20 protein-coding genes are annotated in these 22,937 nt (G+C 50.4%); 4 read left to right on the top strand and 16 right to left on the bottom strand.

What is annotated here, in order from left to right; genetic code table 11:
- Positions 1-2: 2 nt before the first annotated feature.
- From ACIDF8_RS06475 to ACIDF8_RS06455, 5 genes are all read right to left on the bottom strand, one after another.
- A complete protein-coding gene (locus ACIDF8_RS06475; RefSeq protein ID WP_412009803.1) occupies positions 3-1,205 on the bottom strand; it encodes an aspartate aminotransferase family protein in 1,203 nt (400 codons plus the stop codon).
- An 11-nt stretch (positions 1,206-1,216) separates the two neighbouring features.
- Positions 1,217-1,471, bottom strand: coding sequence for a hypothetical protein (locus ACIDF8_RS06470; protein WP_412009802.1), 255 nt, complete (start codon positions 1,469-1,471; stop codon positions 1,217-1,219).
- The gene (locus ACIDF8_RS06465; RefSeq protein ID WP_412009801.1) at positions 1,455-2,168 is read right to left on the bottom strand and encodes an MOSC domain-containing protein; all 714 of its coding nucleotides are present in this window, start codon (positions 2,166-2,168) and stop codon (positions 1,455-1,457) included. The genes ACIDF8_RS06470 and ACIDF8_RS06465 overlap by 17 nt, the downstream gene beginning before the upstream one ends.
- The gene (locus ACIDF8_RS06460; RefSeq protein ID WP_412009800.1) at positions 2,156-2,899 is read right to left on the bottom strand and encodes a glutamine amidotransferase; all 744 of its coding nucleotides are present in this window, start codon (positions 2,897-2,899) and stop codon (positions 2,156-2,158) included. Before ACIDF8_RS06460 ends, ACIDF8_RS06465 begins: the two co-directional genes overlap by 13 nt.
- 176 nt (positions 2,900-3,075) lie before the next feature.
- Entirely contained in the window at positions 3,076-4,524 is a 1,449-nt protein-coding gene (locus ACIDF8_RS06455; RefSeq protein WP_412009799.1) for a PLP-dependent aminotransferase family protein, read from the bottom strand.
- 226 nt (positions 4,525-4,750) lie between these two features.
- Here ACIDF8_RS06455 and ACIDF8_RS06450 point away from each other — a divergent pair, with 226 nt between their 5' ends.
- On the top strand, positions 4,751-6,625 hold the full coding sequence (locus ACIDF8_RS06450; protein WP_412009798.1) for a PQQ-binding-like beta-propeller repeat protein: 1,875 nt from the start codon (positions 4,751-4,753) through the stop codon (positions 6,623-6,625).
- A gap of 430 nt (positions 6,626-7,055) precedes the next feature.
- On the top strand, positions 7,056-9,656 hold the full coding sequence (locus ACIDF8_RS06445; RefSeq protein ID WP_412009797.1) for a methyl-accepting chemotaxis protein: 2,601 nt from the start codon (positions 7,056-7,058) through the stop codon (positions 9,654-9,656).
- Between the two features lie 52 nt (positions 9,657-9,708).
- On the opposite strand, the gene ACIDF8_RS06440 is transcribed toward ACIDF8_RS06445, so the two are convergent.
- Positions 9,709-10,575 (bottom strand): DMT family transporter, encoded by an 867-nt coding sequence (locus tag ACIDF8_RS06440; protein ID WP_412009796.1) that lies wholly within the window; start codon positions 10,573-10,575, stop codon positions 9,709-9,711.
- Between the two features lie 130 nt (positions 10,576-10,705).
- Positions 10,706-11,035: an ArsR/SmtB family transcription factor gene (locus ACIDF8_RS06435; RefSeq protein WP_412009795.1), complete on the bottom strand. Its 330-nt coding sequence runs from the start codon at positions 11,033-11,035 to the stop codon at positions 10,706-10,708.
- Positions 11,036-11,126: 91 nt separating this feature from the next.
- Here ACIDF8_RS06435 and ACIDF8_RS06430 point away from each other — a divergent pair, with 91 nt between their 5' ends.
- Both ACIDF8_RS06430 and ACIDF8_RS06425 read left to right on the top strand, forming a co-directional pair.
- Positions 11,127-12,320, top strand: a complete 1,194-nt coding sequence (locus ACIDF8_RS06430) for an MFS transporter (RefSeq protein WP_412009794.1) — start codon at positions 11,127-11,129, stop codon at positions 12,318-12,320.
- Between the two features lie 39 nt (positions 12,321-12,359).
- Positions 12,360-13,475, top strand: coding sequence for an NADH:flavin oxidoreductase/NADH oxidase (locus tag ACIDF8_RS06425; RefSeq protein ID WP_412009793.1), 1,116 nt, complete (start codon positions 12,360-12,362; stop codon positions 13,473-13,475).
- A 79-nt stretch (positions 13,476-13,554) separates the two neighbouring features.
- On the opposite strand, the gene ACIDF8_RS06420 is transcribed toward ACIDF8_RS06425, so the two are convergent.
- The 9 genes from ACIDF8_RS06420 to ACIDF8_RS06380 all read right to left on the bottom strand — a co-directional run bounded on the left by ACIDF8_RS06420 (position 13,555) and on the right by ACIDF8_RS06380 (position 22,879).
- Entirely contained in the window at positions 13,555-14,058 is a 504-nt protein-coding gene (locus ACIDF8_RS06420) for a chemotaxis protein CheW (RefSeq protein ID WP_412009792.1), read from the bottom strand.
- Between the two features lie 104 nt (positions 14,059-14,162).
- Positions 14,163-15,281: a porin gene (locus ACIDF8_RS06415; protein ID WP_412009791.1), complete on the bottom strand. Its 1,119-nt coding sequence runs from the start codon at positions 15,279-15,281 to the stop codon at positions 14,163-14,165.
- A gap of 27 nt (positions 15,282-15,308) precedes the next feature.
- Positions 15,309-15,989: a DUF2490 domain-containing protein gene (locus ACIDF8_RS06410; RefSeq protein WP_412009790.1), complete on the bottom strand. Its 681-nt coding sequence runs from the start codon at positions 15,987-15,989 to the stop codon at positions 15,309-15,311.
- 52 nt (positions 15,990-16,041) lie between these two features.
- A complete protein-coding gene (locus ACIDF8_RS06405) occupies positions 16,042-17,352 on the bottom strand; it encodes a diguanylate cyclase (protein WP_412009789.1) in 1,311 nt (436 codons plus the stop codon).
- Entirely contained in the window at positions 17,336-18,409 is a 1,074-nt protein-coding gene (locus tag ACIDF8_RS06400) for a protein-glutamate methylesterase/protein-glutamine glutaminase (protein ID WP_412009788.1), read from the bottom strand. Before ACIDF8_RS06400 ends, ACIDF8_RS06405 begins: the two co-directional genes overlap by 17 nt.
- 15 nt (positions 18,410-18,424) lie before the next feature.
- Positions 18,425-18,964 carry a chemotaxis protein CheD gene (locus ACIDF8_RS06395; protein WP_412009787.1) on the bottom strand — a complete coding sequence of 180 codons (540 nt, stop codon included), beginning with the start codon at positions 18,962-18,964 and terminating at the stop codon, positions 18,425-18,427.
- 9 nt (positions 18,965-18,973) lie between these two features.
- Positions 18,974-19,786, bottom strand: coding sequence for a CheR family methyltransferase (locus tag ACIDF8_RS06390; protein WP_412009786.1), 813 nt, complete (start codon positions 19,784-19,786; stop codon positions 18,974-18,976).
- Between the two features lie 73 nt (positions 19,787-19,859).
- Positions 19,860-20,387, bottom strand: coding sequence for a chemotaxis protein CheW (locus ACIDF8_RS06385; RefSeq protein WP_412009785.1), 528 nt, complete (start codon positions 20,385-20,387; stop codon positions 19,860-19,862).
- Between the two features lie 68 nt (positions 20,388-20,455).
- The gene (locus ACIDF8_RS06380) at positions 20,456-22,879 is read right to left on the bottom strand and encodes a methyl-accepting chemotaxis protein (protein ID WP_412009784.1); all 2,424 of its coding nucleotides are present in this window, start codon (positions 22,877-22,879) and stop codon (positions 20,456-20,458) included.
- Between the last annotated feature and the right edge of the window lie 58 nt (positions 22,880-22,937).

Raw genomic sequence — 22,937 nt, 5'->3', positions numbered from 1 at the left:
CATCAAGCCATGGTTGGTTGCTGATATGGTTGGTGTTCATGCTGTGCAAGCAGGTGCCCAATTTTTGCAATCACCAGATTGAGCGTGTACTCGGAAGAAATTAAGCAAGGTAACAGCCGGATAACACGCTCTCTCGTCACATTGATCAATAGCCGCTCCTGTTGCAACGCTTGAGTCACCAACTGATGCCCTGGCCGCGCTAGTTCTATGCCCAACATCATGCCCAATCCTCGAACATTCAACACCTGTGGATTGGCTGCCGTAGCGTATTTGAGACGGTTTAAAATAGCTGTACCGATCTCGCTAGCGCGACTCGCAATCTGCTCGGCTTGCATGATATCGAGGACCGTACAGGCAACCCGGCAAGCCAACGGATTGCCACCAAATGTCGTGCCATAGCCTCCGGGTGAAAAAACACTGGCAGCAGCCCCTGTTGCCAGACAGGCGCCTATTGGCACCCCATTGCCCAAGGCTTTCGCCAAGGTCAACACATCCGGCAAAATATGTTCATGCTGGTAGGCAAACCACCGGCCAGTCCGACCCAGACCAGACTGTATTTCATCCAGCATCAGCAACCAGCCATGCTGATCGCAGAGCGCTCTTAACCCTTGCAGATAGCCTGGAGAGAATACTTGCACGCCCCCTTCGCCTTGCACCGGCTCCACCAGAATCGCAACAACCCCAGTGTGTTCTGCTGCCACTTGCTGTATGGCTTCCAGCTGATTAAAAGGCACCCGGATAAACCCTGTAATTTGCGGTTCAAACTCAAACCCGGTCTGACGGGCAGCATTGAAGCTCGCGGCATTAGTGGCATAGGTTCTGCCATGAAATGCATTTTCCATGACAATCACCACTGGATGGCTGATGCCTTTTTTCAAGCCATAAAGTCTTGCAATTTTTAAGGCAACTTCGTTTGCCTCGCAGCCGGAATTACAAATAAAAGCCTTTTCCAAACCACTTAGCGCACACAGTTTCTCGCCGAGCAAAGATTGCCAGTAAATTTCGACCATATTAGAGGTATGGATCAATTGTTTCGCTTGTGCTGCGATCTGTTCAGCAATCAAAGGATGCGCATGTCCGAGGCTGGTAACACCGATGCCAGAAACGGCATCAATATATTCCGTTTGGCGAGTGTCCCACAAACGGTCTCCTTTACCCCGTTGAAACATCACAGGCAGGCGCTGATAGGTATGCATCAAATGCATGGATGGTCTTTCTAATGAATGTCTAGGGAAGAAATGTCTACCGTTGTAAAAATCGGCTCTATTGCGAGCAAACGGGTGCCATGAGGTCCTGTTTCCAGAATCCGGTTTTCCTCGCAGGAGATCTGCATTTCGATCGAATACCCCGCCTGAGGGCTCAACAAAGCCATCATGTCACGCACCACGTCTTTCGCCATCGGGCCATGCGTTTCCACCTTGCACCACAGGCGAAAATCTTTCCAGACGATGAGTCTATACCGCGTGCTCATAGCTCTTTGGCCCTGCCAACCGTGCGCGCCAATCCTCTACCGTCGCAGTCTCCAGCCTGCGCTCAAACATGGCCTGCCACTTGGTCACCAGAGGCAAACGGAGTGCGCTATTCAGTTCATCCTGATCCAGCGGATGGTGATAAAGTAGTGCCAGCATCCGCTGCAAGGGCCATTCAGGATAAGGCCGCTGAATCAGTGTAATCGGCTCACCTGCAGCGATGACACCAGCCTGTAGGACGCGGCAGTAAAACCCTGTCTTCTTGTGTTGCTGCATTTGCCAGGCCAGATCCGGCACCCCAAACCGGTCGTTGACTTTCCAACAAGGTTGCCGGGGTTGCGTCACTTCCAACATGACACTTCCAATCGACCATATGTCGCCGATGCACACCGTCAGCTCGGTGAGGCCTGTTGTACTTAAATTTTCGCCAAAAGCGCCATGACTAATCAGGCGCGCTGACGGATGGCTAAAAAAAGGCAGCCATTGGGCATAATGCTCCCACGGATAAATATGCACCGCTTTATCGCGTCCACCATGCAGTCGTTGATCAGCCTGTGCATCGCCATCCAAGCCGTTAAACCCGACCCTGACTGGGGTGGTGACTGCCGTTTTTAAGATGGCGCTGTGCGTACCAGGACGCAAAAAGGCCTGTGGTTTTCCCACACAAATGGCTTGAACAATTCCGGCTATATTTTCCATTCCAGATCCTTTTCTGCTTGATCCAACCAGGCATTAAATACACGACTGGCTGCATTAGCCAAAGTCGGTCCATACAGTTTGGTTTGTCCGCGCAGCTCATGCAGATTGATGTCAGCCATATGTAATTCACAGGCATGCCCAATCAGCCATTTTTCTAGCACGCCCGCGTCAAACTCCAGATGGCATTGCAAACACAACAGAGAGTCCCCCAGGCTAAATGCCTGCTGTGGGCAGTGCGTTGTAGCCGCTAATAGCGTGGCCTGAGGCGGCACAGAAAACTGATCGCCATGCCAGTGCAAGACAGGGACATCCACTCCAAGTAACCCCAATACAGATTGTCGACCTTCAGCGGTTAACTTAAGGGGTGAAAAACCGATTTCTTTACCTTGCCGCATCGGTAGCACTTCGGCGCCCAGTTGTTTGGCGATCAGTTGTGCGCCAAGACAAATACCAATCATGGGTTTACGCGACAGCAACCTGGTATGTATGAGTTCCATCTCATCTTTAAGAAATGGGTAGCGACCCAGTTCATACACGCTGATGGGGCCACCGAGAATGACGACCAAATCGGCTTGTGTGACATCAGGCAATGCAGGGAATGGATCGCCTGCCTCAACATAGCGAATCTCATAATTACGGTTGTGTAGCACAGGTCCCAGTGTCCCCAGATCCTCAAAGGCTAGATGACGGATCACAATCGCCTTTTTTCTACGCAGGTTAACATCGTTCATTTCTTTTCTCCCATCGCCGGTAGCGTCTGTCGGCAGGTCACGCTGTTTCAGGCGTAAATGTATGAGAGATGAGCCCCGCTGTCGTGAGCCTGTTATGAAATATGGGATGGTCCAGCAAGATGCTGGTATTGGGTATTAGCGCTAGTTAACGCTATTTGCGTTTATCATGAATACGATCATGAGGTGAGAAGCGATTGCAGTTTGCCCAACAGCTGCGCGAGTTGCCTGTCATCATGGCTACCAAACCCCAACCTGATCGCTGCCAGCATGTGATTGCCATGCGTGTAAAGGCTGTCGCGATGAAAATGTAGTCCATGCTGTGTAGCCCGTGACAGAAAGTCTTGCATCGCAACAGGGGTTTTCAAGGTCAGCCAAAAGGCTAGGCCACCACTGGGTAGACTAAAATCAAACACATGACCAAAGTCTTGGTGTAGGGCAGCCGCCAGCGTTTTTCGCCGCTGATCATATATTTTCAACGTTTTAAGAATATGGCGCTTTAACTCACCGTTGCCCATCAACTCTGCCGCCGCCAGTTCTGTGACCGGGTTGCCTTGCCGGTCTATGATCATGATATGTTCGGCACACGCCTCAATAAACGCTTTGGGCGCAACGATATAACCCACGCGTAAGCCTGGCGCCAACACTTTGGAGAGTGAGCCGACATAAATCACGCTTTCCGGGCTACGACAGGCTAATGGCAACACAGGTTGCCAGAAATAGTGAAATTCATGGTCGTAATCATCCTCAAGAATCTTGAAGCCATGCTTCGCCGCCACAGTGAGCAGTTGCATGCGTCTTTCCATGCTCATCATTACAGTAGTCGGAAATTGATGATGTGGGGTCACATAAACAAATCGGATCTCGCGTTTGCTACAAATATGATCCAGTTGATCAATATTCATGCCGTGCTCATCGGTCTCCACCGTCATCACTTCTGCGCCACAGGACTGAAAAGCCAGCCGAGCTGGCTGATAGCTGAGCCGCTCCATCACCACGGCATCGCCTGGCTGAATCATGACTTTCGCCGTCAGAAAAATACCCATCTGACTACCACGCACGACACAAATATGCTCTGGCGTAACATGCAGGCCCCGCTCCATATTGAGCATGTGTGCAATCGCACTGCGTAGTTCATCTGTCCCCAAGGGATTGCTATAGCCGAGACGGCTGGAGCGGGCGGTGTAGATCAACGCGTGGCGAAAGGCACGGGAGATAATTTCAAACGGAATCAGGCGTGAATCAGGAATACCGTCGTTAATGTTTACATCAAATCGCTCTACAGCGGGGGATGTGACCTTAGGCATCGCAGGAACAGTGGCCACGGGATATGATGAATCTTGGCTAGGTGCTTGATGCAAGCTCACAGGCAAATGACTTGCGACAAAGGTACCCCGCCTACCCTCAGTTTGCAACCACCCTTGGGCGATGAGTTCATCATAGGCCAGTACAACGGTTTTGCGATTGATGGCAAGCTTGCTGGCCATCTCCCGCGTGCCCGGCAAAGCATCTTGTGGCTTGAGCCTGCCAGCTCTGATCTCTGCAATGATCAGCGTCACCAGTTGCAAATAAAACGGCGTGGATGAAGATTCATCCAGCTTAATTACCAGGTCCCATGGTCTTAGCATACCCCCTCAACTTTCTCTCGCAAGCGTCTGCGATTGTTTTTCTCAAGACACAGTTTACCTATTGTTGACATGAGCTGGCGCGTTTCAAGCCTGGACCCATGAACATTTGAATTCTGGCTGGTTTTTGAATCCCAGCAGATGGTTACAGTGGCTGCACTGATGCAATCAGTCTCTCCCAAACGACCGGGAGATCAAAACCAAGATTATCAGAATATGGAGAGAATCAATGAACGTGAAAACAACTTACTTAGCGATCGTTGCCATGGCAAGTGCATTGGCTTATGTGCCGGTCTTGCATGCCGAAACCGACATGGAAGCTGCCATGAAAAACCCGAACAACTGGGTTCATCCCCGTGCGAACTACAGCAACCATGGGTACAGCACCTTAAATCAAGTCAATGCAAACAACGTCAAAAACCTCAAGTCGGCGTGGACATTTGCAACCGGCGTGAACCGTGGCCATGAAGGCTCGCCGATTGTGGTTGATGGTGTCATGTATGTTCATACAGCGTTTCCAAATAATGTGTATGCGTTGGACCTGAATGACAACCAGAAGATACTCTGGTCCTACTTCCCCAAACAGGAGCCGTCGGTACAAGCCGTACTGTGCTGTGACAACGTTAACCGTGGACTGGGATGGGGCCACGGTAAAATTTACCTGACCCAAAACGACGGCACGCTGGTCGCGCTGGATGCAAAAACCGGAGCCAAACTATGGGACACCAAGGTCGTCGATACCAAAGTGGGCGGGACGCTCACTGCAGCGCCACACGTGATCAAAGACAAAGTGATTGTAGGCTGTTCAGGGGCAGAATTCGGCTTGCGTTGTTACTTGTCAGCCTATAACGCGAAAGATGGCTCTCTGGCCTGGCGTGCCTACAGTACCGGGTCAGATGCAGACGCTTTGATTGGTGAAGGCTTTAATGCAGATAATCCGCACTACAGTGCTTTATCGGTGTATCAGGATGTCAACGGCGGCAATAAACAAGGGGGCTCATTCAAAGCCTTGAAAAAAGAACAACTGCAATATCCTGAAAAAGATCTGGGCATCAAAACCTGGCTGAAACCTCAAGCGGTTAAAAATGGTTGGGAACATGGGGGCGGTTCCATTTGGGGCTGGTTCTCCTTTGATCCGAGAACCAACTTGATGTATTACGGCACGGCCAACCCTTCGGTCTGGAACCCGGATGTCCGCCCTGGCGACAACAAATGGACCATGACTGTGTTTGCGCGTGATGTAGACACGGGCATGGCTAAATGGGGTTATCAAAAAACGCCGCATGACGAGTGGGACTACGATGGTGTAAATGAACTCATTCTGTTTGATAAAGGCGGTAAAACCTACGCCTGGCATCATGACCGCAATGGCTTTGCCTATACCTTTGAAGCGAAAACAGGCTCCATCGTTGTTGCCGAAAAAGTACATCCATTTGTGAACTGGGCCAACGGGATTGATTTGAAGACAGGCATCCCTGACAAGAACGCTGCGGCTTCTACCCATCAGGACTATAACGCCAAGGGGATTTGCCCGGCAGCACAAGGTACCAAAGACCAACAACCCGCTGCCTACTCCCCCAGAACCGGCTATATGTACACACCGTTGATTCACTTGTGCATGACTTATGAACCGGTCGAATCCAAATATATTGCAGGACAACCCTGGGTAGGGGCAACCTTGACCATGTTCCCTGGACCAGATGGCGTGATGGGAGGCTTTGCCGCCTACAACCCCATGAATGGCAAGAATGTTTGGTACAACAAAGAAAAATTCTCAGCCTGGAGCGGTGCATTGACGACCGCGGGCGACATCGTCATGTACGGCACCCTGGACCGCTGGTTTAAAGCTGTCGATGCTAAATCCGGGAAAGAGCTCTGGAAAATGCAAGTGGGCTCGGGCGTGGTCGGCAATGCTTTTACCTATGGCCATAAGGGTAAGCAGTATGTAGGCGTCTATTCAGGCATTGGCGGTTGGGCCGGGGTGGCGATGAACTTGGGCATGAGTAATGACACCGATGCGCTAGGCGCAAGCGGCGCATACAAAGAGTTGACCAAATATAACGCTGCACCAGGCGGTGGCACGCTCAACGTGTTTTCACTGTAGCAAGATTGCAAGCACCTTTGAATTGATCTCCAAAGGTTTTGAATACCTCCTATTTTCAATAGGAGGTTTTTTTGGCCCTCTTTTCTTGCTTGCCTGGTATACAGGTCTGGCTGAATGAGAAGACCTGCTTCAGCTGACTTAAAGTTCGCCCATCAAGCAACTTGAGATCACTACAAAACATGCGTCGTAAGCAATCCAATCCCTACATGGCAGCTGTTTGGCATGTCACTAAACTTGGTTCTAGTGGCTGCACACAGCAAGAGTTAAAAATTCATACAACTAAATAATCTCAATAATAATATCCGCGCAAATAAATGATTTGAAACTATCAACCGGGTTTTCTCTATCAATTCCCGCAAACCATTCAGGGGTTTAATAACAGACTCACAGAGTGTATCCATCCTTTAAAAATCAAAAGAGGACATGTTTCATGAAGATCGCACGTCTCAAGCTGTCTACCCTGATAGTCAGCGTTTTGACGATTATCCTGCTATCGGTATGCCTGTTTGTCTATATTGACATCCAGACCAACAAAACCGTCGCCATTAATGGTGAGCAATATGGCAAGATCATTGACCAGAAAGACCTGATGGCGGATGTCTTGCCTCCACCTGAATACTTGATCGAAACCTGGCAATTGATTTTGCAAAGCGTGGCAATGAATGAGTCTTCAAATCGCCAGTTGGAGGAAAGGATTACGTCCCTGCGCGCAGAGTTTGAAAAACGCCATGACTATTGGGCTGGCAAGCTCAAATCATCCGACATCCGGCAACTGGTGGTTGAACAGTTATATGCCTCTGGACAAGCCTTTTTTACGATTTATGACAGCAAATTTGTGCCTGCGCTGCGCAGCCAGGATAAAAAACAGATTGAGGCTGCACTGGCAGAATTAAATACCGCTTATCAAGCGCACAGACGCATTGTGGATCAGATCGTGGCCTCTACAACCAGTGCCTCAGAGCAACTGGAAATTGAAACGGCGCATGTGATTTCACGCGGCGAATGGATCAATTATGCAATGGTATTATTGCTGATCGCATTTGCTTCCAGCCTGGGCTATTTCATCGTTAAAACCGTAAAAAATCGCTTGGGAATGGATCCTGTTGAGCTATCGGAGCTGGCTGGCCGTTTTTCTGACGGTGACTTTTCTGCGCAGATTGAATTGCCCGCTGGCGATGAAACCAGCGTCGCGCATTCGATGCAGGTACTCCAGAACACACTGAGCAAACTCACCACCGAAACCAACCGCCTGGCGCAGGCGGCGATTGAAGGGCAATTGTCTACCCGCGCCAATACGGCAGGGTTCAAGGGCGAATTTAAGCGTCTTGTGGAAGGCTTTAACCAGACACTGGATGGCGTGATTGTGCCGTTAAATGTGGCTGCAAGCTATGTGGCAGATATCTCCAAAGGCAATATCCCGGACAAGATTACTGAAACGTATCATGGCGACTTCAATGCCATTAAAGACAACCTGAACCATTGTATTGATGCCGTCAATGCGCTAATTGCGGACACCAATAGGTTGTCAGAGGCGGCGGTTGCCGGACGCTTGTCTACACGTGCAGATGCGAGCAAACATGAAGGCGATTTCCGCAAAATTGTGGAGGGCGTCAATAATACGTTGAATGCCGTCATTTCGCCGCTCAATGTCGCTGCGGAGTATGTCGACCACATTGCCAAAGGCCACATTCCACCTAAAATCACGGACACTTACCATGGCGATTTCAACACCATTAAAAACAACCTTAACCAGTGCATTGATGCCGTCAATGCGCTGATTATGGATGCCAACCGACTGTCAGAGGCCGCCGTCAAAGGCGAGCTGTCTACACGGGCGGATGCCAACAAACATAATGGCGATTTTAGAAAAATTATTGAGGGCGTGAATCACACGCTGGATGCGGTAATTGTGCCGTTGAATATGGCGGCCAGCTATGTCGCGCGAATCGCGCATGGCGACATTCCTGCCGAGATTACCGCCCCCTATTACGGCGATTTCAACGAAATAAAAAACAACCTGAATACTTGCATCCAGGCGATCAATCAATTACTAGAGGACTCTGCGCTATTGGCACAAGCGGCCAAGGAAGGACGTATCCAGGTGCGGGCTGACGAAATGAAGCATGCTGGTGATTTCCGTAAGGTGATTGCTGGCGTTAACCAGACACTGGACCTGATTGTAGAACCGATTAAAGCCGTACGTCAGGCTGTTGAAGCGATTGATACCGCAGCCAGTGAGATCGCCAGTGGCAATAACCAACTTTCGCGCCGTACCGAAGACCAGGCAGCGAGCCTTGAAGAAACCGCCGCCAGCATGGAGCAATTCGCTTCTATCGTTAAACATAATGCCGAGAATGCTCAAGAGGCCAACCAGTTGGCGCTGACAGCATCAAACGTGGCTGAAAACGGCGGCCAGGTTGTACGCGAGGCCATTGCTAGCATGAATGCAATGAACGAAAGTGCACGCCAGATTGAAGACATCATTGCCGTGATTGATGGCATCGCCTTCCAAACAAATATCCTGGCCTTGAACGCAGCCGTAGAAGCGGCGCGCGCCGGCGAACAGGGCCGAGGCTTTGCCGTGGTAGCGAATGAGGTCGGCGCACTGGCACAGCGCTCATCCGTCGCTGCAAAAGAAATCAATAGCTTGATTAGTACCTCGGTCAATAATACCTACGATGCGGTCAAACAGGTAGATCTTGCTGGCAAAACCATGGAAGAAGTGGTCAGTTCAGTGAAAAAGGTTTCTGAAATCATGCGTGACATCAGTGAAGCCTCGTTTGAGCAAAGCAAAGGCATAGAACAAGTGAATCAGGCAATTACCCACATTGATGAAGCCACGCAGCAAAATGCGGCACTGGTCGAAGAAGCCGCCGCGGCAGCAGAATCATTGCTGGATCAGGCGCATCAACTCAGCCAATCCGTCCAGCGCTTCAAACTGGATCAACCTGGCCGTACAACAGCGCTTAGGTTAACGTCGGCGGCGCCGGTGGACGAGGAGGATTCTTTAGTGCGCATGACAGGCACTTAAGCGCGCGTTCATAGGCGAGGAGAAAACATAAACCTCGCGCTAAGTTTGAATCTTAACGGGCTTTTGCCCCCGAGAACGCGCTAAAACTGACGGCACTGATCACCAGCACGGCACCAAATAATTGCCCCTGCGTAGGTGGAACGTGCTCAAAAGCGGCAATCACCATGGTAGTGACTGGAATCAGGTTCATGAAAATCGCTGCTTTGGCAGGGCCTAAATGTTTAATGCTGGCATTCCAGAACAGGTAAGCCAGGACACCGCCGCCCAGTGCCATGATCAACAAGGCCAAACCGGCATGTGCCGTCGGCATCACCAGCGGGCTCCCGTTGCACGCCGCAGCCAGGCTCAATGCCAGCGCTCCCACCGTCATGATGCCGGCGGTGCTGGCAATCCCGCTCACCTGTTTAGGCATCATTTTTTTCACCAGCACGTTATAAACCGCCCAGTTGAGCGATGCAATCATGATATACAGATCGCCCGTCGCAATCGTCCACTCCGCCCCTGCCGCCAGCACCACAATGGCAACGCCGGCGATGCCTACCGGGAAAGCCAACAGCTGCGCCAGCTTGGGCCGCTCACCAAGGATGACATAGCTTAAGATCGCCGTCAGGAGCGGATTTAAAGCCATGATCAACGCGCCATTGATGGCCGAAGAATGTGCCATGCCCAAAAAGAAAAACAGGTTAAAGCCAAAAACACCCACAATCCCCAGCGTCAAGTACGCCTTCCACTCGCGTAATGGAATTGCCGCCCGTGTAAACTGGGCAATCATGATCATGACAATCGCCGCAATCGTATAGCGGCTGGCACCGGCCAGATAAGGGCTCATTTCAGCCAGCACAGGTTTTGCCAGGTTGAAATTGGCTCCCCACAAAATCGCTGCCAGGGTAGCCATCAAATAGGTTTTGATCAGGTTCACTTGTTACTTTCGCTTAAGCCAGTGACAGTCGTCTCAGGCCAGGATGGCGTGAAACATAGGGTCACTGAAAAATCTTGTACTGGGGCCAGCATGGACTTGGCTTAACCTGGTCACTTCTGGGCCGCCAGGTTTATTTTGAGGGCGTTGTGCCGGTGGCCAGCAATGACTGCAATACGGATTGCAGCACGCCAGGAAACTTCTGCTCGATCTCTGCCAGCCGCAACGCATTCATATGCTCGGTACCTTCGATAATGGTTTCAACCACACCAGCGGCGCGCAGGATTTTAAAGTGATGCGACAGGCTGGATTTGGGTCGGTTGAGATCAAACTCACCACACGTCATCTTTCGGCCCGCGGCTGCCAGGCGCCCGACAATCTCTAACCGGGTCGGGTCAGACAAGGCATACATGAGGTCGGTGAGTTCTACCTGCTCAATGTTGGGATGTTTAATTTGTCGCATGGTTTAAATTTAACATACTACTTGATATTATTCCATTGTTCGATTATATTCGAATAATGGAATTTAGTCATTCACTGCTTATTCGAAAGAGATGATGAAAAAAGAGACTGCTTCACCAGGCATCCCGCTCGCCCTGTACGCCTTAATGGCGGGGGCATTTGGGATAGGCACCACTGAGTTCGTGATCATGGGGCTCTTACCTGACGTCAGCAGGGATTTGCAGGTCAGCATTCCCAGCGCCGGCCTGTTAATTACCGGCTACGCACTGGGGGTTGCCCTGGGGGCGCCGCTCATGTCTATCCTGATGGCAAAATTCTCGCGTAAAAATGCCCTGTTATGGCTGATGGGTATTTTCACCCTGGGTAACCTCATTTGTGCGATTGCACCCGATTACCCGACCTTAATGTTTGCCAGGATAGTTACCTCCTTTGCACATGGTACTTTTTTTGGCATAGGCGCCATTGTTGCCACCGACCTGGTGCCTAAAGATAAACGTGCGTTTGCGCTGGCATTGATGTTTACCGGCCTGACGGTGGCAAACGTCGTGGGCGTGCCTGCCGGCACATGGTTAGGCCAGATGCTGGGCTGGCGCTCGACCTTTTGGGCAGTCACCCTAATCGGCCCGATCGCACTCGCTGCACTGTATTTTCTGCTGCCCGCAGACCAGCATAGCACCAAGGTCGATGTGAAATCCGAAATCAAGACCTTGCTGCAGCCACAGGTGATTGCCGGATTACTGTTAACCATTATTTCGGATACGGGCTTATTCGCGATCCTGACCTATCTCGCCCCCATCCTGACTGATGTCGCGCACCTCCCCCCTGCTGCGGTTTCGCCGGTGTTCTTGCTGTTTGGCGCCGGGATGGTGGTCGGCAATATCCTGGGAGCTAAACTCGCGGATATCCATCTGGATCGCACGCTGACCGGTGCTTTGCTTAGCATCATCGCTGTGCTGGCCGGTTTTTCATGGCTGTCACATGACCAAGTGGCGGTGATCAGTCTGGTGGGCTTGCTCGGCATTGCAGGTTTCGCTGTCGTGCCGTCATTGCAAATCAAAATCCTGGAAAAAGCCAGTGGCGCGCCCACGTTGGCTTCTGCCATGAATATCGGCGCATTCAATATTGGCAATGCCGCAGGTGCCTGGGTGGGCGGACTAGTGATTTCTTTCGGCTTGGGCCTGACCGCCATCGGCTGGATCGCGGCTTGCATCGTCGCGACCGGGCTCGCATTGGCATTGATAGAAATGCATTTCTTTGCGCACCCATCAACGCAAACAATCAAGTAGTGGGCAATTTTAAATTCAACATTCACACAAAGGACTGTTATGGCTGACTTGTTTTCTAGTTACACATTAAAAGGCGTTACGCTCAGAAACCGCATCGCAATCCCGCCCATGTGCCAGTACATGGCCGAAGAGGGCGTCGCCAACGATTGGCACCAGGCGCATTACGCGTCACTGGCCCGTGGCGGCAGTGGCCTGGTGATTGTCGAGGCCACTGGTGTCGCGCCTGAAGGCCGCATTACGCCGGGCTGCCTGGGGATCTGGAATGATGCGCAAGCAGAACAATTACGCAAGATTGCGGCGGCCATTAAAGCCGCCGGGGCGGTGCCTGGCATCCAAATTGCGCACGCAGGCCGTAAAGCCAGCGCCAACAAACCCTGGGAGGGCGATGACCATCTGCCGGAAAATGATGCACGCGCCTGGCAGCCGATTGCGCCTTCTGCAATTGCGTTTGGCGGTGGTTTGACGCGTGTGCCCAGGGCCATGACACTAGACGATATTGCCCGTGTACAGCATGACTTTGTCGCAGCCGCCCAACGTGCATTGGCCGCGGGTTTTGAATGGCTGGAAATCCACTTTGCGCATGGTTACCTGGGACAAAGCTTTACCTCCGCGCATTCGAACCAGCGTACCGACAGCTATGGCGGTAGTTTTGAAAACCGCTCACGGTTTACCATTGAGACCCTGGAAGCCATCCGCGCCGTTTGGCCGGAGCATTTGCCACTCACCGCACGGTTTGGAGTGATTGAGTATGATGGCAAAGATGAGGAAACCTTGGCCGAGTCTATCCAGCTGGTGAAAGCCTGGCATGAACGCGGGCTGGATATGCTCAGTGTCAGCGTTGGCTTTACCATTCCAGAAACCAATATTCCCTGGGGACCCGCCTTTTTGGCCCCGGTTGCCGAACGTGTACGCAATGAGGCAGGCATTCCGGTGTCTTCGGCCTGGGGCTTTGGTGCGCCTAATTTGGCCGATGACGCCATCCGCAATGCCCAACTGGATCTGGCCATGATCGGCCGCGCGCATCTTGAAAATCCGCACTGGCCTTATTTTGCAGCCAAGGCCCTGGGCAAGGATCAAGCCTCTTGGGTGCTGCCCGCGCCTTATGCGCATTGGCTAGCCAGGTATCACAGCCCGACCGAGTCGGTTAAAAAGTAAGCCTGCGGCTGACGCATGCTTGATGTACAAAAAAAGAAACCTGCTTGCGCAGGTTTCTTTTTTTCAGGTAGAACACCGTTTACTCAGCAGGCTTGTCCAACAACTCCATTTCATCACTGGTCATCAAGCGCTCGATATCCACCAGGATAATCATTTCGCTCTCTACCGTCGCCAGGCCAATCACATAATTCGTATTAATCCGCGTCACCAGGGTGGGCATTTCACGCAGATTTTCTTCAAACAACTCGCGCACATCAGACACGCCATCCACCACGATGCCGACAATACGGCCACTGAGGTTCAAGATAATAACCACGGTGAACTCGTTATACACCACCTCGCCCAGGTCAAACTTGATGCGCAAATCGACAATCGGCACGATTTTGCCGCGCAGATTGACCACGCCCTTGATGAATGCCGGCATATTGGCAATATGGGTGACGGGATCATAGCCGCGGATTTCCTGCACCTTGAGGATATCAATGCCGTATTGCTCGTTACCAAGAATAAAGGTCAGGTATTCCCCTGCCGTCTGTTTGGCGCTTGCGCTCTCCGGATTGCTGTTTTGTGTCGCTGTACTCATCACTGCTTCCTCACTTGGACTCATAAACCCTGATATTGTTAGCGGAAGACTCGCCGCATGCATGATGGCATACCACGGTCCCGCTTGCCCTCAGGGGGACATGGTTAAAACTGTATGGCGACGGCGGTAGTAGCGGTCAAGCTTTGATCCGTCTGCCGATCACCGGATTCATTAAAAATGGCATCCCGGCTTTGCAACTGCCGCAGCTCGGCGCGCAAGGTCACACGCGGACACACCTTATAATCCGCATTAACCGAGTAACCCATGGTTTTAAACCCATGCGGCGTACCGGTGTTAATAATCACACCGTGCTTATCCTGATAATACTCCAGCCGTCCGGTAAAGCTCAGTTGGCTGGAGTACTGGTATTTAGCCAATAGCGCCGGGGCAAGCCACACATGGTAGCCATCCCCCGCCCCTGGCGGTTTTTCTTCGGCACCAATATCAAACGCGGTGATCAGGCTCCACTGCTCATCCAGCTTGAAGATGCCATAAAAGTCATGAAAATAACGCATCTGGCGGTCACGGTCAGACTTGTCATTGCCGATAAACGAACTGCTATTGAGCGTCACGCGATCATTCGGCTTGTACGTCAACTGATGTCCAATCGACGGCGTGGTATTGCCTTGCGGCGCACGGATACGCTGCCAGCCATTGAGTAACAAGCCGCTCGCCATCCATTTGCCATCCGCAGAGGTATAACTGACCTTAGCCCCTGTTTCAAAATACGGCGAATTCTCTGCCATCAGGCCCCGCGTCAATGTCCAGTTTTCGGTGCCCACCGCACTTTCAAAGCCCAAATGCGAGGGCATCACCCCGGCATCTAACCAAAGGTCGTGACTGTCAGACAGCTTAACACCCACATTGGCCTCAAAAATGTTCTGCAAATCCTTAGGCTCTGCGGCGTAATTGGCGCGCATATAACTGCCCGAAGCCAGCGCCAGGTTACCGCGTAGCCGTTGCGTATTCAAACTGGCTTTCAGCATGGCCAGGTTGACACTCAACACATTGGCCCGGTTGTGGCTAAAAATAAAATCTGGCCGTTTATGGTTGGGCGGATCATTAAAATCACGTACATAATACGTTTCCAGATAGCCGCTTAAAGTTAACGGCGCAGGTGTCTCTGCCGCTGCCAACATCAAGGGTGCTGGCGCTTCTTCAGTCCACCCGGCCACGGGTAACAAACCGGCCGCCATCCCCAGCAGCCATCCCCAGTGTTTCATCCTCAAATACATTAACGGCACATTCCACTAGAAATTAAAACGGATCGCCGTCATCAACACATGATTTTCACGGTCTACGGTTTTGGTATTCACAAACTGGTTCAGGTAGCCGACATCCGCATTACTAAAATCATTAAACTTCCAGTTGATGCCCAGAAACAAGCGGTTCTGGTCAAAGCCTTTGCGCGGGCCCCAGTGCGTATCGTTAAAGTTGATGAACAATTCGTCATACACCACCCAGGACAATTGTGGGTTCAAGCTGGATGGCAAGCTGGCACGCAGCATTTGCCGCCAACGGTAAGCATGCTGGCTAAAATCTTCGCGCTCGCGGTTTTCCAGCCTTGAACGGCTACTCAGATTCACCCCGCCAATCGGGTCAAACTGGTAAGAAAACTGTTGCCACAAGCGGTTTTCTTGATACGCCGAACCGCCTGCCGGATGGTTGATAATCGTGTCGTAACCCAACCACACACTGGCTTTGGGCGTCACTTTGTAAAAAATGGACGGACGTAAAATCAAGGTATCAAAATGTTTGCCTTCATCGCGCCAGCGCGGATGCGTATCCATGCTCCAGTATAAGTTTTCTACCGGCAATTTGCCTTGGGCATAAATATTGAGCCAATAGCGGCCGTCTTCTTCCACCTCGGCCCGCACCAGACTTGCAAAGGTCATAGAAAGTAAAACGATGAAATAACTAAATACACGCACTGTAAGGCCCCATCATAAGTTAACAATTAAGCAATGATCAGATCACTGATCATCAGGCCATTAAAGGCTGCAAATTTAAAGATTGATCAAGTACCACTTGGTTTCGACCTGAATGCTTAGCCTTGCTAAGCGCACCATCAGCACGCGCGAAAAGATGCTCAAAGTCATCGCCAGCATGATACGAAGCCACGCCAGCACTGATGGTGACATTTAATCCGGATAAATGTTGGCTTGCAAAAAAGGCGCAAAAACTTTGAGCACTCTTAGTCGCAGCCAGCATGGTTGAATTTTTCAAAATCACCAGGAACTCTTCGCCGCCTATACGAAAACATAAATCATTGGCAAAAAAATGTGCAAATAAAGCGCCTGCTGCGGCAAGGACCTCATCCCCAATTTTATGCCCATAGGTGTCATTAATCCGTTTAAAGAAATCGACATCGGCCACAATTAAGGATAGGGGTGTGAAATACTGGTTAGCCTCGGCAATGACTTGCTCTTGTACGCTACGCAGATAATGCCTGTTATAGAGCTTGGTCAATGCATCATGCGTTGCCAGGGCTTGCATGGACTGATATTGCTTTTCATAAGTGAGTAATAGATGGTAGTTCTCAAGTAAATGCTTCACCCTGATTTCAAACTCCTCCAGAGAAGAGTCTTTTGAATAAAAGTCATTGGCACCATTGAGTAACAACTGCGTGCGTCTGGCGGGACTATTTAATCCTGAAATAGCCAATATCGGCACACACGCTGTTGCCGCATCAAGAGAGCTTCTGACGGCGCTAATCACGGAAAATCCGTCGCCCAATCCTGCTAAATTGAAGTCAGTGATGACCAGGTCATAATTTTTTTTACCAATATGCTGAATGGCCTCTTCTGCATCCGCACAACAGTCACAAGCGAGCCCCATGTGCTCTAAACGGTCACTGTAGACTTTTAAAACGGCCGGGCTATCTTCAATTAATAGCACTTTTCCTTGCAGTTTATTACGCTTGAATTGCGCAAAATTCCGAATAAAAACATTCAAAGACGCGATATTTAATTTACTAAAACAGGCAGTAATGCCAGCCTCAATGGCTTCATGCGCCACTTTCTGCATTGCGGTGGACACCATCAACAAGCTCACACAGCGCGTGCGCGTTTTTAGAGGCAGTGCCTTGAAAAAATCAATGCCATGCATGGCTTTATGCTGATAAGAAAACAAGAGCAAATCCACCGGCCATCCATCTAGCATTTCCATTGCCTGGGCAGGACTCACCGCCTCTTTCACCTCAATCTCGTATTCTTTCAATAAAGAAGACAATATTCTTCTGGTTGACTTTGAAGAGTCTACAATCAACGCTTTCACCTTACCGCCCGCTCCCATACGTCACAATCTCTTGGGGAATTTTTGCCAGTGACACCTCTCGCTCAACAGCGCCCAGTTTGTTTGCCTCTTTAGGCATGCCATAAACCACACAGCTTCTTTCATCTTGCCCTAGCGTTTTTGCACCAACATCGCGCATCTCTTTGAGACCTTGAGCGCCATCATCCCCCATGCCGGTCATAATGATGCCCAGGGCATTCTTACCGGCCTGCTGGGCAACCGAGCGAAATAGCACATTCACCGAGGGGCGATGGCGACTCACCAGCGGGCCATCAATCACGTCAACATGATATTGCGCACCACTGCGTTTAAGCAGCATATGTTTGCCACCAGGCGCAATCAAAGCGCGGCCGGCAATCACACGATCGCCATGGGCGGCTTCCTTGACTTCAATCTCGCACAGTTCATTCAGGCGTTTGGCAAATGCCGCAGTGAAGTTTTCAGGCATATGTTGCACGATCACCATGCCAGGACAAACACGTGGTAACGAGGTCAGCACGGCCTCCAATGCTTGCGTGCCGCCTGTTGAGGTCCCAATTGCAACAATTCCCTCGGTGGTTTGTGCCATGGCGCGACTTGTCGCAGCAAGTACAGCATCTGCAGTCAGCTTGGGGGCGACCTTGGCTACCGGCTCGGTGTGCACAATGCGTTTCAGGTTGGCCTTTGCCGCCACTTTGATCACATTGATGATGTCATTGGCATCATCTTCTAAAAAGTCTTTCAATCCGGCTTTGGGTTTGGTCACAATGCTCACCGCCCCGGCGGCCAAGGCCTGAATGGTGGTTTCAGCCCCCTTCTCGGTTAGCGTCGAGCAGATAATCACCGGCGTCGGGCGTTGTGCCATGATTTTCTTGAGAAAGGTAATGCCATCCATCCTGGGCATTTCCACATCCAGAATCACCACATCCGGCCAATCTTTCATCATTTTGTCCATGGCAAAAATCGGGTCAGAGGCCGCGGCAATCACCTCTATCTCTGACGACTTTGCAATTTTTTCGGCGAGGACTTTTCTGACAACAGCAGAATCATCCACGATCATTACTCTGATTTTTTTCATATTAGCAATCCGTTCTTAGACCCGGCTTTTTACCCAGGCAAACCCGCTCCAGATATCAAAAATAATATACCGCGAGTCTTCACCCCCATAATGATTGGCGTGAATTTGAAATCCATGTTCATCCAGATGCATGAGGACAGCATGCAGATTCCGGTCTCCAATATTGTTTTTTTGCTGTATTTGCAATTGGGGAAACATATTGCTGCCGCCAAACACCTTCACCTGGCAATCTTTAGATCGAATTTTCAGCTTGGCCATTTCGTCCATCATTAAAGCGAGCGCCTCATCCGCATATTTTGCAGACTTGCCAGCAAGGGCCTGATGACTTTTCTTTTGCGTCGCCTGACGTTGCGGCAACAGGATATGGCACATGCCACCCACACGCTTCTCAGGGTGCCAGATGGTCACAGCCACACAGGAGCCGAGGATGGTACGGATTCTGGTATCGGCATCGCCCCAATACCATTCGCCAGGCTGCAAAAATACCTCAAAAACCTCTTCCGGCTTTTTCTCCACCAACCCAAAACACAATGCAGGCTCAGTACGCATCAACATAAGCAATCATTAAGTGCTTTTTTTATAAATAGAGGGGGCTTCAGAGGTGAATTTGTCTGTCACCCCATTCAAGCTCTCGGAATGACTGATCATGAAATAACCGTCATTTTTAAGCAGCGGCAGCATTTGGTCAGTGATCTGGCGCTTGGTCTCTACATCAAAATAAATCATCACGTTACGCAAAAAGATCACATCAAACTGGCCGAGATCAGGATAAGGCTTGGTCAGGTTAACCTGCAAAAACTTGATACGCTGACGCAACTCCTTGACCATCAGCAATTCACCTTCGTGATCGCCGGTGCCTTTCAGGCAATACTTGGTCAAGTATTGCCTGGGGATCTCAGACGCGCGCTGCATGTTGTAGCAACCGGTTTGTGCCTGGTGTAATACCTTGGTACTCAAATCAGAAGCCACCACTTCCCATGGCTCTTTACCTAGGTGCTCGTCCAACAGCATGGCGATGGTGTACGGTTCCTCCCCAGAGGAGCAGGCCGCACTCCAGACCCGGAAAGGCTTGCCCTTACTGCGTTTAGGCAAAATGACATCCGTAAAAAAATCAAAATGCTTGGGCTCACGGAAGAAATGGGTTTCATTGGTGGTGAGCAAATCAATCGCAATCTGTTTTTCCGTCGCATTGGCCGGATCATTAATCAACTTGTAATACTGCGTGAATGAATGCAGTTTATGAAAATGCAGGCGCTTGCTGAGCCGGCCACTCACCAACGGTTTTTTAACGTCAGACAGGGCAATGCCTGCTTGTGAGTAAATAAAGCTTTTAAACAAGCCAAACTCTTTGACGGTTAATGATTCAATCTGATCCATCTTATTTACCCTTTAACTCGCCAATGTTTATCAGACTAGCGATTAGTTTCCAATCTCTCACTTGCTTCAAGCGTTAATTCGCCAAAGCGGCGCCAGTCGCCAGACTAGAGACCTCATCGACAGACAATACCTTGTTCACGTTGAGTAAAATAATAAACTTACCCTCGATCTTGCCCATGCCTTCAATAAAATCAGCGCGGATATTGGCACCAAAACTCGGCGCCGGCTCAATATTGCCAGCCTCAATATCCACCACCTCATTGACCGCATCCACCATCATGCCGACCACTTGTGTTCCCTCAGCATGCGCAACCTCAATAATCACAATACAGGTTTTGCGCGTGATGTCCGCCGTTGGCTTGTCAAACCGTGCTGCCATATCAATCACAGGAACCACCGCACCACGCAAATTAATTACTCCTCGAATAAACGCAGGCATTTTGGGCACTTCAGTGAGCTGCCCATACTCAATAATCTCTTTAACGTTGAGAATATTCAGTGCAAACACTTCGTGCCCGAGCATAAACGTCAAATACTGCTGCACCCCTGTCATGCCGTCCAAGGGATGCTTTGCTTGCTTTGCAACCACCAATTCGCTCATTTTTCTATCCTCTGTTTTCAGTTCTAAACACATCCTAGACACACCGCAAAGTGTGCTCCTCTCAAGGTTTAAAACCTCACGAATTGTTCCTCATCAATACCGCCGCCGTAGGTACCCGTTTTATTAGCCATGGGCATGGTTGAGCTAATGGTGGGTTTGCTCGCTACTGCTCTGCTCGCCATAGACTTTGCTTTTGGTCGCTCGGATCCCGCAACGGCGTGATGCTCGGCGCCCACTTTAAAAAAAGCGATTAAGTGCTGCAGTTGCTCGGCCTGGCCACTCATTTCTTCTGCTGTCGCCGCCAGCTCTTCACTGGAGCTGGCATTTTGTTGCGTAGCCTGGCTGAGTTGATTCATGGCTGCTGTAATTTGCTCTGCACCACTACTTTGCTCTTCACTGGCCGCAGAAATCTCTTGTACCAGGTCACTGGTTTTGTTGATGCTAGGCACAATCTCATCCAACAAGTCACCGGCACGTTCTGCCAGGCTCACTGAGTTCTTGGCGACTTCACCAATCTCTTGTGCAGCGACTTGGCTACGCTCAGCCAACTTGCGTACTTCTGCCGCAACAACAGCGAAGCCTTTGCCATGCTCACCTGCACGTGCCGCTTCAATCGCCGCGTTCAAGGCCAGCAGATTGGTCTGATAGGCAATGTCATCAATAATGCTGATCTTGTCAGCAATGCTCTTCATGGCAATCACGGTGTCTTTCACGGCTGCGCCGCCTTCGTTGGCGTCTTTCGCGGCTTTACCGGCAATGCCATCGGTCACTTTGGAGTTCTCGGTATTCTGGTTAATAGACGCACTCATCTGCTCAACTGAGGCAGAGGTTTCTTCGACAGAAGCCGCTTGTTCATTGGTCGCTTGGCTAATACTTTGCGCCGTTGCACTCACTTGCTCAGAAGCGCTGGCAATGTTGTCAGCAGAACCCCTGACCTCCACAATCACTTGCATCAGGCGCTCTACTGTATTCACCACAGACAGCTTCAGCTCTTCGAGCTGGCCTTGGTATTCATTGTCGATACGTTGAGTCAAATCGCCTTGCTCAACCTCTTTCATCAATGCCATCACCTCTACCAGTGGATTGACAATGTTATCCAGCATGTCATTGAGGCCTTGCACCATCTTGCGGTAATCGCCCTTATACAAGTTGGAATCTGCACGTACGGTCAGGTTGCCTTGTGAGGCGGCCTCAATCAGCATATTGATTTCACCTGACATGGCTTTCATATTGCTGCGGACCATTTCAATGGTGTCATTGATAAAGGCTTTTTTGCCAGGCAATTGCTCCATCGGCGCGTCAAAGTTACCCTCGCCAAACTCCTTAATCACAGCCATGGCTTTTTTCTTCACTGCAATGTGGCCGCCAACCATGGTATTCACCCCGACTGCCATGGTTTTGAAATCGCCTTGGAATTTATCTGCATTGATGACCACATCAATATCCCCGGCATCGTGCTCTTTGGACATATGGTTCATGTCTGCAATAAAACCTTTAAGGTTACTGCGCATGCTTTCAATGGTGTCGTTGATAAAGGCTTTTTTGCCAGGCAATTGCTCCATGGGCGCATCAAAGTTACCTTCACCAAACGCCTTAATCACAGCCATAGCTTTTTTCTTCACCGCAATGTGGCCGCCAACCATGGTATTCACGCCCACCGCCATGGTTTTGAAATCGCCCTGGAACTTGTCCGCATTCATCACTACGTCAATGTCACCCGCATCGTGCTCTTTTGACATATGGCTCATGTCGGCAATAAAGCCTTTGAGGTTGCTGCGCATCTTTTCAATAGTGTCGTTGATAAACGCTTTTTTGCCAGGCAATTGCTCCATCGGCGCATCAAAGTTACCTTCACCAAAGGCTTTGATGACCGCCATGGCTTTTTTCTTCACCGCAATGTGGCCGCCAACCATGGTATTCACGCCTGCAGCCATGGTTTTGAAGTCTCCTTCAAACTTGCCTGCATTCATCGCCACATCAATGTCCCCGGCATCATGCTCTTTCGACATATGGTTCATGTCAGCAATAAAGCCTTTGAGGTTGCTACGCATCTTTTCAATGGTGTCATTGATAAACGCTTTTTTACCAGGGAGTTGCTCCATGGGCGCATCAAAATCCCCTTCACCAAACGCTTTGATGACCGCCATGGCTTTTTTCTTCACCGCAATATGACCGCCAACCATGGTATTCACCCCTGCAGCCATGGTTTTAAAGTCTCCTTCAAACTTGCCTGCATCCATCACCACATCAATATCCCCAGCATCATGCTCTTTGGACATGTGCTTAAGATCATTCATGAAATCATCCAGCAGCTGTTGTTTGTGCGCCAATTGCTGTTGCAGCTCGTAAATTTGCAAAAAAAGAGGGCTTAACTCATCTTGAACACTTAAGTCCAGAGATTGATTCAACTGCCCTTTACCTAACTGCATTAAATATTGCTGCGCCACCTGAATGCGACTTTTATTGACTGCCCTGTAGTTCAAAATAGACATAACGCTTCCCCCAACATAATCACCCGTGATTGAATAAACTTCTGGCCGACTGGCCGTG

It is taken from the genome of Methylophilus sp. 3sh_L, from assembly GCF_046766015.1.
Classification (GTDB): domain Bacteria; phylum Pseudomonadota; class Gammaproteobacteria; order Burkholderiales; family Methylophilaceae; genus Methylophilus.
This window is presented reverse-complemented; position numbering and strand designations above follow the sequence as displayed.